Raw genomic sequence first — 14,168 nt, forward strand, 5'->3', positions numbered from 1 at the left:
ATCCCACCAAGACAAAGAAGGTGAAGACCAAGTGGGATGCCGGGGATGAGTACAGGAATTGTCCCTTTCCATTGACCATCACGGTCACACTCCAGAACGACCAGGGGTCGACCCTTCCGACGGGGACCTACACTGTGAATCTCGACAAAGGAGACAAGGTAGAGTTCAATTGGCCATGAGCCACTCGACCGCAGGTGTGACTAGGCGACGGTGGCATTAGGAATGCGGCGCCACTTCGGCGCGGCCTGTCACAGTTCCCATGCGCCGCCTCTACCGCCGCTGGATGCATGACTGGGAGACCCGCCTCACCACGCGGGACACCAATCGTGTCGTCCGTCCATTTGAACTCGGTCTAGAGTGGACGCGCGGGTGGCCGCTCGCTAACGGCCACCCGCACGCTAGCAATATCGACCAAGAAGAGCTTCTGCGCGAACTCAACCGGCGGATTGTTGCCCAGAGTGCCGCCTTCTTCTCCTACCGCACTCCCGCCGACTTTCGCCTGGAGCGCCGCATCCCGGAACAACATCCTACGGGCAACGGACAGCGCCGCAACGGCCCAGCAGCAAGAAAGGAAGCCATCTTCCTCCGCTTCACGTCGCCCGTATCCACACCCCATCCGGAAAACACCCTGGCCTGCGCGCGCTGGTTCCCGGCCCGCGGCCGCCGGGCCGTCGTGGTCCTGCCGCAATGGAACTCGGATGCGGAAGGGCACAACGGACTCTGCCGCATCCTGAATTTTGCCGGGGTGGCTGCGTTACGGCTCAGCCTGCCGTATCACGACGTCCGCAAGCCGCCCGAGACCGAGCGCGCCGACTACGCCGTCAGCTCCAACGTGGCTCGCACCATCGATGCGGCCCGCCAGGCCGTCATCGACCTCCGCTGCTGCCTCGACTGGCTCGAACAGCAGGGCTACGACCGGCTCGGCGTGGTCGGCACCAGCCTGGGTTCCTGCTACGCTTTCCTGGCCACGGCGCACGAGCCCCGCCTGCGCGTCAATGTCTTCAACCACGCCTCGCTGCATTTTGCCGACGTCATCTGGAGCGGCCAGTCCACCCGTCACATTCGCGCCGCCATCCCCGCCGATGTCACCTTGGAACGCCTGCGCGGCCTGTGGTCTGCCATCAGCCCCAGTTCCTACTTTGAGAAGTTCGCGGAGCAGCCGCCCAAGCGCTCGCTCATCGTCTATGCCACCCACGACCTCACTTTCCTGCCCGAGGTCTCCCAAGCCATCATCGCCGAGTTCCGCCGCCGCAGCCTCGATCTCACCGTTCGTGTCCTTCCCTGCGGCCACTACACCACCGGCGAGGTCCCCTACAAGTACCTCGACGCGTACTACATCGCGTCGTTTCTGGAGCATGCTTTCGGCTGAAGAAAGGAAAAGGCGCGCTCATCGCGCGCCTCCGGATAACTGAGAACCGAGAACTGGGAACTACTTGTTCTTCCAAACCGGCTTTCTCTTTTCCACCACCGCCCGCAGGCCTTCCTGCACGTCCTCCAGCGCCATCAACTGGTTGAGGTAGATGTCGTGCGATTTCTTCATGGCTTCAGCCAGCGGCAGGCCCATGGCGCTGCCGATCACCTTCTTGGTCATCTCCAGCACCGGGCCGGAGAACTCGCCGATTCGCGCCAGCACCTCATTCATGACTTTCTCCAGCTCCGCTTCCGGTACAACCTTGTTCACGAACCCGATGCGCAGCGCGTCTTCCGCAGTCATCCGCTCGCCGGTCAGGATCAACTCGTACGTCTTCTTGGGACCGATGAGCTGCGGCAGCATGACCGCGGCAAAAGGCGGGAAGATGCCCAGCTTTACTTCTGGCTGCGCGAACGACGCCTTCGGTGTGGCGATCACCATGTCCCCGAAGGCCACCAGCTCCGAGCCCGCGCCGATGGCCGGGCCGTTCACCACTACGATGAGCGGCTTCGAGATCTCGCCGATGGCCGTGAACACGCGGTTGAACGCGTCCAGCGTCTGGAACACGCGGTCGGGCTTGGAGTCTTCCAGCCCGATGCCCGCCGAAAACAGCTTCTGCGACGACGTCAGCAGGATGGCCTTGACGTCGCTGCGTCCGTTCAGACTTTCGATCGCCTCGGCCGCCTCCGTCATCAACGGCACCGTCAGGACGTTGTGCGGTGGATTATGGAGTGTCAGTCGCGCCACGTAGCTCGACGTGTCGAACTGGATGTACTTGTAGCCCTGCGCGGCCGGAGTCGCGGCAGCCATGGTGCACCTCGCCCGGAAAGTTCCGGAGCGTGATTATCGTGCGAAACTCCGCGCCGGGCAAGCTCTCCAGTATCGGCAACGCCGCCCGGCACGGTAGAATCACAGCATGAGGATCGCCGTCGGTGCCGACCATGCGGGCTACGAGCTCAAGGAGGAGATCCGCAAGCTGCTGGCCGGTCGCGGCTTCGAGGTCCACGACCAGGGCACGAACTCCGCCGATTCCGTCGACTATCCCGACTATGCCCGCAAGGTAGCCGAGGAAGTCGCCGCCCACCGCGCCGATCTCGGAATCCTGGTGTGCGGTAGCGGCATCGGCATGGCCATGGCTGCCAACAAGGTGCCGAGCGTGCGCGCCGCGCACGTCACCTCGGAGTACGAGGCGCAGGTCAGCCGCGAACATAACGACGCCAATGTGCTCGCGCTTGGCGCGCGCACGCTCGACCCGTCCACGGCCTTGAAGCTGGTGGAGAAGTGGCTGGCCACGCCCTTTGCCGGCGGCCGCCACCAGCGCCGCGTGGAAAAGATCGCTCAGATCGAGAAGGAAGAACTGCTGGCGGAAAAGAAGTGATTCTGGTTTGGTTTAGGCATCCGCACCGTGCGATCTTCAACTTCCAGCTAGAAGCTAGGAGCTAGTAGCTAAGAGCCAACCGCCAAGAGCCAAGAGCGCCTTCATGAACTCCGACTGGATGTCCCGCCCCCTCTCACAGACCGACCCGGAAACCGCCGCTGCCATCGACGCCGAAGCGCGGCGCCAGCACGAAGGTTTGGAACTTATCGCCTCGGAGAACTTCGTCAGCGAGGCCGTGCTGGAGGCCATGGGTTCGGTGTTCACCAACAAATATGCCGAGGGCTACCCCGGCCGGCGCTACTACGGCGGCTGTGAGTTCACGGACGTCGTCGAAAACCTCGCCCGGGACCGTGCCAAGCAGCTCTTCGGCGCCGAGCACGCCAACGTCCAGCCGCATGCCGGTTCCCAGGCCAACATGGCCGCTTACGCTGCGGTGCTGCAGCCCGGCGACACCATTCTCGGCCTGAATCTGGCGCACGGCGGCCACCTCACGCACGGGCACCATCTGAACTTCTCCGGCAAGACCTATCGCATCGTCCCTTACGGTGTCACGCGCGAGACGGAAACCATCGACTACGACGAACTCGAGAAGCTCGCACTGCAGGAGAAACCCAAGCTGATCATCGGCGGCGGCAGCGCGTACCCGCGCATCATCGACTTCGCGCGCATGCGCCAGATTGCGGACAAGGCAGGCGCTCTCTACCTGGTAGACATGGCGCACTTCGCCGGACTGGTTGCCGGAGGCGTGCATCCTTCGCCGGTCCCGCACGCTCAGATCGTCACCTCCACCACTCACAAGACGCTGCGCGGCCCACGCTCCGGCATGATTCTTTCCAAAGCGGAGTTCGCCGCCGCCATCGACAAGACCGTGTTCCCCGGCATGCAGGGTGGCCCGCTGGTTCACATCATGGCGGCCAAGGCAGTCTGTTTCCAGGAAGCCATGCAGCCCGGCTTCCGCGACTACGCGCGCCAGATTGTTTCCAACGCCAAGGTGGTGGCGGAGACGCTCTCCACCGAAGGCTTCCGCGTCATCTCCGGAGGAACGGACACGCACCTCATGCTGGTGGACGTTTTCTCCCGGGGCATGCTGGGTAGTGAAGCGGAAAAGGCGTTGGGCGAAGCCGGCATTACGGTGAACAAGAACGCCATACCCTTCGATACCAATCCGCCGCTCAAGCCCAGCGGCATTCGCATCGGCACACCGGCAGTGACTACGCGCGGCATGAAGGAAGGGGAAATGCGCCAGATCGGCCGCTGGATCGCCCAGTCGCTCGATAACCGCTCCGATGCCGCCGTGCTGGCCAAAGTGCGCCGCCAGGTGCTGGAACTCTGCGAAGCCTTCCCGCTCTACGCCGAACGTCGCGCCCGCGCCGCCCAACCCGCGCCAGCTCCCTGACTCCGCTTTGGGGATTGTCATCTCGAGCGCAGCGAGGGATCTGCCTTTCTTCCCCTCCCTCCGCGCTACACTGGCAACTGGCAACCGGCCACGGCAACTGAATCTTGAAGATCGCTTTCGACATCCGCCGCCTGCGCAGTTTCGGCATCGGCACCTACATCCGCAATGTGGTTCAGACGCTGGCTCGCCTGGACCAGCGCAACCAGTACGTCCTCATCGGCCGTCCCCAGGGCTTTGAGGAGATCGGTCCGCTTCCTGCAAATTTCCTGACCGAGGCATTACCGCCCGAGCAATCGGCGCGCAATTATTTCGAGTTCCAGGAGGTGGTGCGCCTCTATGGGTGCGAGCTGGTGCATGTGCCGCATCTGTTCTGGCGCCCCCGCTCCATTCCTTGTCCTTACATCGTCACGGTGCACGACCTCTTCACCTACATGAGTCGCCGTCCCGACCGCTCTGCGCTGCAGCGTTTCCTGCGCACCTATCTCACACGCCGCGTGCTCCGTCACGCCGACCGCATCGTGGCTGTCTCCGATTTCACTCGCCACGACATCATGCGCCTGTTCGGCATCCCGGAGGAGAAGATCGAGGTGCTCTACAACGCCATCGATGGCCGCTTCCGCCTGGGGCACGCCACCGGCGCCGAACGGCAGGTCATTGCCGAGCGTTATCAGGTGCACTACCCGTTCCTGCTTTATGCCGGCAACATCAAGCCGCACAAGAACATCGTGCGTCTCATCGAGGCCTTTTCTGCCCTCAAGACTGAGCTCAAGAAGGATGGCAAGCTTCCCGACCTCAAGCTCATCATCATCGGCGACGATTTGTCCCAGCACCCCGACCTGCGCCGCACTGTCATCCGCAGCGGCGTGCAGCACGACGTGCGCTTCTTGGGCTTCGTACCTATCGAAGTGCTGCGCACCTTCTACGATGCCGCCAAGGTCTTCGTCTTTCCGTCGCTCTATGAAGGCTTTGGCCTGCCGCCGCTGGAGGCCATGGCCCACGGTACGCCGGTGGTCACTTCGAACGTGTCTTCACTGCCGGAAGTCGTGGGCAATGCCGCCGTGCTCGTCAATCCGGAAAACGTCTTCGAGATCATGCGCGCCTTGCATCGCGCCCTCGTGGACCAGCCCCTGCGTGAGCGCCTGAAGCAACGCGGCTACGAACAGATTCAACGCTTTTCCTGGGAGACTTCGGTGGCGCGTTTGATTGAGATCTACGAGGAAGTGAATGCTCGACGTGCCCGCGCCGCCTAGAATCCGAAGCTGAGGCGTTTGCGCGACGTCTGAGCCGCGCGCCGAAATCCTGAGCGCACGTTGCGAAAGACCCAGCCGCAGAAACTTGAAGCCCTCCTTCCCGCTCATCGCGGAAAGGAGGGCGCAGTAGCAACGGGCCTGTAAGCCGAATTCTGTCCGCTGGCCGTAGCCGGCGGGACGGTCATTCCTCTGGGCCGGACATTGCTGTCCGGCTCTAGCGACCTACCCGGGAGTTCTGGCGCGCCGAGCCGGCACGTGCCCGCGGCGTAAGCCGCGAAACTCCTCCCCTATTTGGTCTTGCTCCGTGTGGGGTTTGCCCTGCCCCGTGCATTGCTGCCCGGGCGGTGCGCTCTTACCGCACCTTTTCACCCTTACCCGCCGAAGCGGGCGGTATGTTTTCTGTGGCACTTTCCGTCGGACGGGTTTGAACCCGGCCTCCCGGACGTTATCCGGCACACTGCTCTTCGGAGTTCGGACTTTCCTCCCCGGCGCAGCTTGCGCCGCGCCGAAGCGACCGTCCGGCCCGTTTGCCTACACTTTCATTATACGGCCATTTCGCGGCGCTTCATCCCGGCAAAAAACCAGGCCTTGGAACGCTGTTTGCTACACTTCCGTAGCTACATTTGTAATCCCCATGAACACGCTGGAAGCCATTCGCATCGCCCTGCTTTCCCTGTGGGCAAACAAGCTGCGCAGCGTGCTCACGCTCCTGGGCACGGTGATCGGCGTGGCCGCGGTCATTGCCGTGGTCACTTTCACCGAAGGCTTGAACCGCTACATGGCGGAGAAGGTCTTCAACCTGGGCGCCGACGTCATCATTATCAACAAGAGCTCCAACGTCATCACCAACGTGGAACAGTGGCTGGAGGCGCAGCGCCGCAAAGACATCACCTACGAGGACTTCGAAGCCGTGCGCGACCAGTGCCGTTCCTGCAAGATCGTGGGCGCGTCCATCGGCCACTTTAGTGGCGATGTGAAATACGCCGACCGCGACAGCGAGAGCACCGGGATTCGCGGCTGGACGGCCTCCATGGGCCGCATTTACGACCTCGACCTCATCCTCGGCCGGCCCCTCACCGAAGCCGATGAACGCGCCGGTGCCCACGTCGCCGTTGTGGGTCACGAAATCTACGAGAATCTTCTCGGTCCCGGCGATCCGCTCGGCAAGTTGATCCGTGTCGATGGCCGGGAGTACTCGGTGATCGGCGTAGGCAAGAAGGAGGGTTCCTCCCTGGGTCAGAGCCGCGACAACTGGGTCGCCATCCCTCTCACCTCCTGGATGCGTCAATACGGAGCCCGCCGCAGTGTCCGCGTCTGGATCAAGGCCTACGACGTAGGTGCCGATCTCGAACGCGCCGTAGATGAGGCCCGTGTCATCTTGCGCGCCCGGCGCCACGACCTGCCCGGCCAACCTGACAGCTTCGAGGCCGATACCAACCAGACTTTCCTCAACATCTGGTCCAACATATCGAGCACCGTCTTCCTGGTCGTCACCATCCTGGCTTCCATCTCGCTCATCGTCGGCGGCATCGTCATCATGAACATCATGCTGATGGCGGTCACCGAGCGAACGCGCGAGATCGGAGTGCGCAAAGCGCTCGGCGCCCGGCGCATCGACGTCCTGATGCAGTTCCTCATCGAAGCCGTGACCATCGAACTGGTGGCCGGCGTCATCGGTGTTGTGCTCGGCGTTGTGGTAGCCAAGACGGTCACCCTGCTGGTAGGCATGCCCTCGGCCGTACCTCGCTGGGCCATCGCCGCGGGCGTCCTCGTGGCCGCGGCCGTGGGTGTCTTTTTCGGCGTCTACCCTGCCGCCCGTGCCGCCCGACTCGACCCCATCGTCGCGCTGCGCTTTGAGCTCTAAGGAGACGAATGTTCCAACGGTCCGAATTCGCAGAAAACGCAGGCATGGCGCTGGAGACTTTGCGCAAGAACAAGGTCCGCTCCGGCCTCGCGGTGCTCGGCATCGCCATCGGCATCATGCTGGTGATCGCCGTTTCCTCGGTAGTGAACGCGCTCAACTCCAACGTCAGCGGCATGATTGCCGAGATGGGCTCCAACATTGTCATGGCCTTCCATCTCGATGTCTTCACCTTCGGCCGGGCGCCCGAAGGCTGGCGAACGCGCAAGCCACTCTCGCTCGAGGATGCGGAGGCCATGAAAAACCTGCCCCACGTCAAGTACGTTACCGCCGGCGTGCGCAAGTTCCTCCCCGAGTTCGGCGTCGGTTCCTACGTAGTGAAGTACGGGGACCGCCGCGCCAAGAACGTCATCCTCGAGGGCGACACGCCCTCGGTGAAGGAAGTCTTTGACCTCAACATGCAGGAGGGCCGCTGGTTCAGCGAGTTCGATGAGGAGAATCACTCGCCCGTCATCGTGCTCGGCTCCGAGACCGCCAAGACCCTGTTCGACACCCGTGCTGCTCTCGGCCGCGAGATCAACATTGAAGGACAGATGTTCCAGGTAGTCGGAGTGGCCGCGCCCCGCAAGACCGTGCTAGGTTCGGGTTCCAATCCGGAAGACAACATCGTCTTCTTCCCGCTTTCCACCTTCCGAAAACTGCACCCCGAGCTGAAGGATCACTGGATCAGCGTCAAGGCCACTTCGCGAGAGGACATCCCCAAGGCCAAGGACGAGATGCGCGACCTCCTGCGCCGCCGCCGTCATCTGCGCCCCAACGAGCCCGACAACTTCGCCGTCTTCACCCAGGATTCCATCACCCAGGTCTGGGATCAGATCACCGGCGGCCTTTTCATCTTCCTGTTCGCCGTGGGCAGCGTGGCTCTGATCGTGGGCGGTGTCGGCGTCATGACCATCATGTTGGTCTCGGTGACCGAGCGCACCCGCGAGATCGGCGTACGCAAGGCCATCGGCGCCCGCAAGGCGGACATCCTCCTGCAGTTCAGCACCGAAGCCATCCTGCTCTCCGGGGTGGGAGGCGTCTTGGGGATCCTGGGCGGCGCTATCATCACCTACGGCGTGCGTTTCCTCTGGGAGTCGCTGCCGGCTCAGATGTCCCTGTTCTGGATCATGGCTGCCTTGCTGCTGGCTGGAGGGTTCGGCCTGGTCTTCGGCATCTATCCTGCCTGGAAGGCCGCCAACCTCGACCCCATCGAAGCCCTGCGCTACGAGTAAGCGATGTGGCGACGGTGCTGTCCTGCGCCCTGTGGTCGGCGCAGACGCGGGTTACATCCGCAGTTCCGCCCTCGCCTGCAGCAGTTGCAGCAGCTCGCTGCGGGAAAAGATTCCCATGAGTTTTCCGTCCGAGACCACCGGCAACTGGTTGACGTCCTCCCGGCGCATGAATTCCAGCGCGTCCGCAGCCGGGGTTTGGGGAGAAACCACGCGCAGCTGGCTCATGGGTCGCATCGCATCCCGCACCGTGGTTTGTGTCCAGAGCTCACGCTCCACCCGCCGCACTTCATTGGCTGTGATCAAACCGGACATCTGTCCCTGCTCCTCGACCACGAAGCATCTCCGTCCGCTCCGCAGAAGATAGTCATCCACGAAGCTCTGCAGGCTGGTTGCTCCGGAGACGGTCAAGCAGTCCCGCGACATGACGTCGCCCACGCGCACTCCTCGGATCAAGGCCATGGTTTCGCGCTCCGCCAGGCTGGCCGTGGCTGCGTCCAGGAGGAACCAGCCGACGAACGCCATCCACAGCGCGCCGAATCCCGAACCGGCAAAAAAACGCAGAAGCCCCATGACGATGAACGCCAAAGCAACTGCCTGGCCGGCGCGAGCCGCGGCTCGTGTGGCCCGGTCGGCATTTCCCATTCCCCACCAAAGAAGAGCGCGCAGCACTCGTCCGCCGTCCAGCGGGAACCCGGGAATCATGTTGAACGCTGCCAGCGCCAGGTTGATGTACCCCAGCCACACCAGCACCGCAATGGGCGGTGAGGCCAGGCTGCCGCCCGGTGTCCACCCCAGCAGCCGGCTCAGTCCCAGGCACAGGCTTCCGATCAGGATGCTGGTGATTGGCCCGGCGATCCCCACCCAAAACTCGGTCTTGGCGTCGGTGGCGTCTTTGTCGATGCGCGCCACACCTCCCAGCGCAAACAGTGTCACCGACCGTACCGGCAGGCCGCGCGCCATCGCCACCACCGAGTGTCCCAGTTCATGGGTCACGATGGCGGCAAAGAACAGCAGCGCCGTGGTGATGGCGGACAGCCACACCGTGCTCGGACTCCAGGCCGGATTCTGTGTACGGAAATAGTTGGCCAGCGAGAACGTGATCAGCAGCGCGATGATCACCCAGCTGTAGTGCAGCCCGATCTCAATGCCGCGCACGCGCCCCAATTTGATTTGTGCTTCCATCCGGGCCTTCGCCTGTCCGCTTCATATTAATGCTGCCAAGGCCGATGCTGCTTGTTCGGCTCCGATTGCGCAAGCAGCCCCGTCATTGCCTCTGTTATACTGCCGCTCGGTTTCCCATCAGGATTCTGGTGTGCCGTGTGCTTTTGCCGCGGCCCAGATTGGCCCTGCCAACCATGATTGGTACGCAGTTCGGTAACTATCGCATCGAGCAGAAGTTAGGCGCCGGCGGGATGGGTGTCGTGTACAAGGCCTTCGACACCGAGCTCGACCGCCCGGTCGCCATCAAGACCCTCCTGGCCACCGACAGCGCCGATCCCGGTTCTCTGGCTCGCTTCCTGCGCGAGGCCAAGGCTGCCTCCCGCCTGCAGCACTCTTCCATCGTCACCATCCATCACTTCGGCGTGGAGGGGGATACCCGCTACATCGTGATGGAGTTCGTGGAAGGGAAGACGCTCAAGAAGATCCTCAGCGGTAAGCCCATCCCCATCGACCAGTTTTTCGATGTCGGCATCCAGACCATGGATGGCATCGCCCTGGCCCATGAGAAGGGCGTCATTCATCGTGACCTCAAGGCCGAGAACATCATGGTCACCACTCGCGGCCAGGTGAAGATCCTGGACTTCGGTCTGGCCAAGATGCGTGAGGCCGAATCGGCGAATCCGGATGACGTTACGGTGTACAAGACCCAGGCGGGCTTGGTCATCGGCACCGTCAGCCACATGTCGCCCGAGCAGGCCATGGGCAAGGAAGTGGATGTGCGCTCCGACATCTTTTCCATGGGCGTGGTCTTTTACGAGATGGCTACCGGCGCCATGCCCTTCGATGCTCCCACGCCCCAGGCTACGCTGGCCCGTGTGCTCGATTCCGAGCCCACCCCGGTCTATCGCCTGAACCCGGACGTTCCGCCCGAACTCGAGCGCCTCATCCACCAGTGCCTGAACAAGAACCGCGACTTCCGTCCCGAGGCCAGTGAGGTGCTCTCCCGACTGAAGGCGATTCAGGCTGCCTGGATGGGCGGAGAGCAGATCATGCCCACGGCCATCGTGGGAACGAATCCGGCATATGCCGGGGCTGGAGGCTACGACGCCGCCACCGGTTTGGGCAGTGGCGACATCCGCCCGCCCTCGGGCGCCCGTGCCACCGGTTACGCTACCCGCCCGGCCTCTTCCGGGGCGATGACGTGGGGTGCCCCGGCCGAAGCGGCTCCTCCGGACCCCAAAGCCAAGGCCATGTACAAGGCGGTAAGGGCGACGCGCATTTTCCTTTCGCTGGCCTTGCTCAGCCTGCCTCTGGCCTACCTGCTTTACTTCGTGGTCGGCGGCGGCATCATCCGCCAGCAGGCCATCGAAGGTACGTTCCTGATGACCTTCATGCGGGCCGTTGTCGTTCCCGTTATGCAACTGGTGGACCGCGTCTTTACGGTCCGCCTGGTTTCCGGCGGATGGAACTTCATGCTGCTGATTCTGGGCGTGGGCGCTTTCATTCTGCGCTTCCTGCTGCTCATGCCCTTTGAGAGCGTGGAGCACAAGCTCCGCCTGCGCGTCGAGGGTTCGGGACCCCGTCGCGTCTCCCGTTTGGAGCGCATGTAGCCCTGCCGTGGTTGCGCCGCGGTCCCTGTGCCTGTTACAAGTCGTAAGTGCCCAGCGGCCGGACCAATACGCCCGTAGAGTCCGCCATCCGCCATGACGTCTCCGGCCTGACCGCTGACGACCTCTACCTGTTTAACGAGGGCACACACCACCGCCTCTACGAAAAGCTCGGCTCCCACGTACGCATGGTGGATGGGGTCGCGGGGGTCGGCTTCGGCGTCTGGGCACCCAATGCCGAGCAGGTCTTTGTCGCCGGCGACTTCAACGGCTGGAACCGCTCTTCACATCCTCTGCACTCGCGTGGCCAGTCCGGCATCTGGGAGTGCTTTGTTCCTGGCCTGAGCCGGGGCGAGAAGTACAAGTTCCACATCGTCTCTCGCCATCACGGCTACCGCGTGGACAAGGCGGACCCCTTCGCCCTTCACCACGAAACGCCTCCCAAGACGGCTTCCATCGTTTGGGACCTCGACTACCAATGGAACGACCGCGAATGGATGGAGCAACGCCGCGCCTGCAACTCCCTCCAGGCGCCTTTGGCCACCTACGAGGTGCACCTCGGTTCCTGGATGCGCGTGCCCGCAGAGGGCAATCGCTGGCTCAGCTACCGTGAGCTGGCACCTCGCCTCGCCGATTACGTCCTGGCCATGGGCTTCACGCACGTCGAGTTCCTTCCCGTCATGGAGCATCCGTTCTACGGATCCTGGGGCTACCAGGTGACCGGCTACTTCGCGCCTACCAGCCGCTACGGCACACCCCAGGACTTCATGTACCTCGTTGACCATCTGCACCAGCGCGGCATCGGGGTCATCCTCGACTGGGTGCCTTCTCACTTCCCGAGCGATGAGCACGGCCTCGCCTACTTTGACGGCACCCATCTTTTTGAGCACGCCGATCCGCGCCAGGGCTACCATCCCGACTGGTCCAGCTACATCTTCAATTACGAGCGCCACGAGGTTCGCAGCTTCCTGATGAGCTCCGGCTTCCTCTGGCTGGACCGCTACCACATCGACGGCCTGCGCGTGGACGCGGTCGCCTCCATGCTCTATCTGGACTACTCGCGCAAGCATGGCGAATGGGTGCCCAACATTTTCGGCGGGCGCGAGAACCTCGGCGCCCTTCTCTTCCTCCGTCGCTTCAACGAAGACGTGTACCGCGAGCATCCCGACGTCCAGGTCATCGCGGAAGAATCCACCGCTTGGCCCATGGTTTCGCGGCCCACGTACGTCGGCGGCCTGGGCTTCGGATTGAAATGGGACATGGGCTGGATGCATGACACGCTGCGCTACCTCAGTCACGATCCCGTCCACCGCAAGTATCACCATAACGATCTGACCTTCCGCATGCTGTACGCTTTCACCGAGAACTTCGTTCTGCCGCTTTCGCATGACGAGGTCGTCCACGGCAAGTCCTCGCTTCTGGGCCGCATGGCCGGCGACGACTGGCAGCGCTTCGCCAATCTCCGCCTGCTGTTTGCCTACATGTACGCCCAGCCCGGCAAGAAGCTGCTATTCATGGGCGGCGAGTTCGCGCAGTGGGACGAGTGGAATCACGACCGCAGCCTCGACTGGCATTTGGCCCAGTACGACCGTCACCGGGGCGTGCAGCGGCTGGTCGCCGACCTCAACCGCCTCTATCGCGAGTACCCAGCCTTGCACGAACTGGACTGCGATCCCTGGGGCTTCGAGTGGGTCGACGCCAGCGACTCGGATCAGTCCATCGTCACCCTTGTACGCCGGGCGCGCTCCACCGGACGGCTCGTTCTGGTGGCGTGCAACTTCACACCCGTACCCCGCGGCAGCTACCGCATCGGCGTGCCTCACGCGGGCCTTTGGCAGGAGGTCCTGAACACCGATTCCGCCCATTACGGCGGCAGCGGCTGGGGCAACTACGGCGGCGTGACCGCGGAACTCATCCCTTGGCATGGCCGTCCCTTCTCCGTCGGTCTCAACCTGCCCCCGCTCGGTGCCGTCTTCCTGGCGAGCGAGGGCGAGTAACGCCGGCGTCTTCGGGTCCCTCTTGACTTGCTGGGAAGGATGCTCGCCGCATGGCGCGCAGGCATCCTGCCCGCGCTCAAAAATCCGGAAGAAACGCCCCCACTCTCACGTCTAATGGGCGTGTGAAAACCGGGACTCTCGGCGCTCAGCAGGTGGACGTCGAACTCCTCCGCGCCTGCCAGGGCGGGGACCGGCAAGCCTTTCGTGTGCTCTTCGAGGTCTACCGTGACCGTGTGTACTCCATCGCGCTGCATTTCTCTGGCAACAGCGCCGTGGCCGCCGACGTCACCCAGGAGGTCTTCGTCAAGCTCTTCCATGCCATCCGCCAGTTCCGTTTCGGCTCCGACTTCGGCACCTGGCTCTACCGCTTGGTGGCCAACGCCTGCATGGACGAGCACCGTCGCCGACGTCGCTGGTTGCCTTTGCGGGACGTCTTCATGAGCCCGTCCGATTCCCAGGAGAAGACGGCGATTCGCGCGGAAGTCTCCGCGGCGGTGGAGGCCGCCGTCGCTCATCTCGCCCCTCGCTTGCGCCTGCTTATCTTGCTCCGCTATGTCGAAGGCCTCTCCTATGACCAGATTGCGGACGCCCTCGGCTGCTCCAAGGGCACCGTCGCATCTCGCTTGAACCGCGCCCACAAGCTCCTGGCCCGCAGGCTCTCGCACTTGCGTAGTGAATTTCCTGCGGAGGGCAGCAATGTTTGATCGCCACGTTTCGCGTCTGCTCTCCGCCTACTGCCACGGCGAAATTTCTCCCCGGGATGCAGAACGCGTTCGTCGGCACCTTGCGGCATGTGAACGCTGCCGACAGGAACTGGAACAGGTTCGCCTCGG

General features: G+C 63.2%; 11 protein-coding genes and 1 other RNA gene. 9 read left to right on the top strand and 3 right to left on the bottom strand.

The features are described 5' to 3' along the window. The first annotated feature begins 259 nt into the window (after positions 1-259). Complete coding sequence (locus VLE48_04050) at positions 260-1,369, top strand: alpha/beta hydrolase family protein (protein HSA92160.1); 1,110 nt, start codon at positions 260-262, stop codon at positions 1,367-1,369. A gap of 60 nt (positions 1,370-1,429) precedes the next feature. Here the strand turns inward: VLE48_04050 and VLE48_04055 are convergent, their stop codons facing one another. Then, a complete protein-coding gene (locus VLE48_04055; protein HSA92161.1) occupies positions 1,430-2,221 on the bottom strand; it encodes an enoyl-CoA hydratase/isomerase family protein in 792 nt (263 codons plus the stop codon). Between the two features lie 106 nt (positions 2,222-2,327). On the opposite strand from VLE48_04055, the gene rpiB reads away from it, so the two are divergent. The 3 genes from rpiB to VLE48_04070 all read left to right on the top strand — a co-directional run bounded on the left by rpiB (position 2,328) and on the right by VLE48_04070 (position 5,435). Continuing rightward, positions 2,328-2,789: a ribose 5-phosphate isomerase B gene (gene rpiB / locus VLE48_04060; GenBank protein HSA92162.1), complete on the top strand. Its 462-nt coding sequence runs from the start codon at positions 2,328-2,330 to the stop codon at positions 2,787-2,789. Between the two features lie 103 nt (positions 2,790-2,892). Continuing rightward, complete coding sequence (gene glyA, locus VLE48_04065; GenBank protein ID HSA92163.1) at positions 2,893-4,185, top strand: serine hydroxymethyltransferase; 1,293 nt, start codon at positions 2,893-2,895, stop codon at positions 4,183-4,185. 104 nt (positions 4,186-4,289) lie between these two features. After that, positions 4,290-5,435, top strand: coding sequence for a glycosyltransferase family 1 protein (locus VLE48_04070; GenBank protein HSA92164.1), 1,146 nt, complete (start codon positions 4,290-4,292; stop codon positions 5,433-5,435). Between the two features lie 125 nt (positions 5,436-5,560). Here the strand turns inward: VLE48_04070 and rnpB are convergent. Next, positions 5,561-5,966: RNase P RNA component class A (gene rnpB, locus VLE48_04075), an RNA gene on the bottom strand. A gap of 103 nt (positions 5,967-6,069) precedes the next feature. On the opposite strand from rnpB, the gene VLE48_04080 reads away from it, so the two are divergent. Both VLE48_04080 and VLE48_04085 read left to right on the top strand, forming a co-directional pair. Next, entirely contained in the window at positions 6,070-7,299 is a 1,230-nt protein-coding gene (locus tag VLE48_04080) for an ABC transporter permease (protein ID HSA92165.1), read from the top strand. Positions 7,300-7,307: 8 nt separating this feature from the next. Next, on the top strand, positions 7,308-8,570 hold the full coding sequence (locus VLE48_04085) for an ABC transporter permease (protein HSA92166.1): 1,263 nt from the start codon (positions 7,308-7,310) through the stop codon (positions 8,568-8,570). Positions 8,571-8,621: 51 nt separating this feature from the next. Here the strand turns inward: VLE48_04085 and VLE48_04090 are convergent, their stop codons facing one another. Continuing rightward, positions 8,622-9,752, bottom strand: a complete 1,131-nt coding sequence (locus VLE48_04090) for a site-2 protease family protein (protein ID HSA92167.1) — start codon at positions 9,750-9,752, stop codon at positions 8,622-8,624. Positions 9,753-9,925: 173 nt separating this feature from the next. On the opposite strand from VLE48_04090, the gene VLE48_04095 reads away from it, so the two are divergent. From VLE48_04095 to VLE48_04105, 3 genes are all read left to right on the top strand, one after another. Further along, complete coding sequence (locus VLE48_04095; protein ID HSA92168.1) at positions 9,926-11,341, top strand: serine/threonine-protein kinase; 1,416 nt, start codon at positions 9,926-9,928, stop codon at positions 11,339-11,341. A gap of 47 nt (positions 11,342-11,388) precedes the next feature. Then, the gene (gene glgB / locus VLE48_04100; GenBank protein ID HSA92169.1) at positions 11,389-13,335 is read left to right on the top strand and encodes a 1,4-alpha-glucan branching protein GlgB; all 1,947 of its coding nucleotides are present in this window, start codon (positions 11,389-11,391) and stop codon (positions 13,333-13,335) included. 122 nt (positions 13,336-13,457) lie between these two features. Then, a complete protein-coding gene (locus VLE48_04105) occupies positions 13,458-14,039 on the top strand; it encodes a sigma-70 family RNA polymerase sigma factor (protein HSA92170.1) in 582 nt (193 codons plus the stop codon). The last annotated feature ends 129 nt before the right edge of the window (positions 14,040-14,168 follow it).

This window comes from Terriglobales bacterium (assembly GCA_035454605.1).
In the GTDB taxonomy this organism is placed as follows: Bacteria; Acidobacteriota; Terriglobia; order Terriglobales; family Acidobacteriaceae; genus DATMAB01.

What these genes read in the sequence shown, in the direction of transcription:
- VLE48_04050 (HSA92160.1), top strand. Translation starts at nt 260, where the DNA reads ATGCGCCGCCTCTACCGCCGCTGGATGCATGACTGGGAGACCCGCCTC.
- VLE48_04055 (HSA92161.1), bottom strand. Translation starts at nt 2,221, where the DNA reads ATGGCTGCCGCGACTCCGGCCGCGCAGGGCTACAAGTACATCCAGTTC.
- rpiB (HSA92162.1), top strand. Translation starts at nt 2,328, where the DNA reads ATGAGGATCGCCGTCGGTGCCGACCATGCGGGCTACGAGCTCAAGGAG.
- glyA (HSA92163.1), top strand. Translation starts at nt 2,893, where the DNA reads ATGAACTCCGACTGGATGTCCCGCCCCCTCTCACAGACCGACCCGGAA.
- VLE48_04080 (HSA92165.1), top strand. Translation starts at nt 6,070, where the DNA reads ATGAACACGCTGGAAGCCATTCGCATCGCCCTGCTTTCCCTGTGGGCA.
- VLE48_04085 (HSA92166.1), top strand. Translation starts at nt 7,308, where the DNA reads ATGTTCCAACGGTCCGAATTCGCAGAAAACGCAGGCATGGCGCTGGAG.
- VLE48_04090 (HSA92167.1), bottom strand. Translation starts at nt 9,752, where the DNA reads ATGGAAGCACAAATCAAATTGGGGCGCGTGCGCGGCATTGAGATCGGG.
- VLE48_04095 (HSA92168.1), top strand. Translation starts at nt 9,926, where the DNA reads ATGATTGGTACGCAGTTCGGTAACTATCGCATCGAGCAGAAGTTAGGC.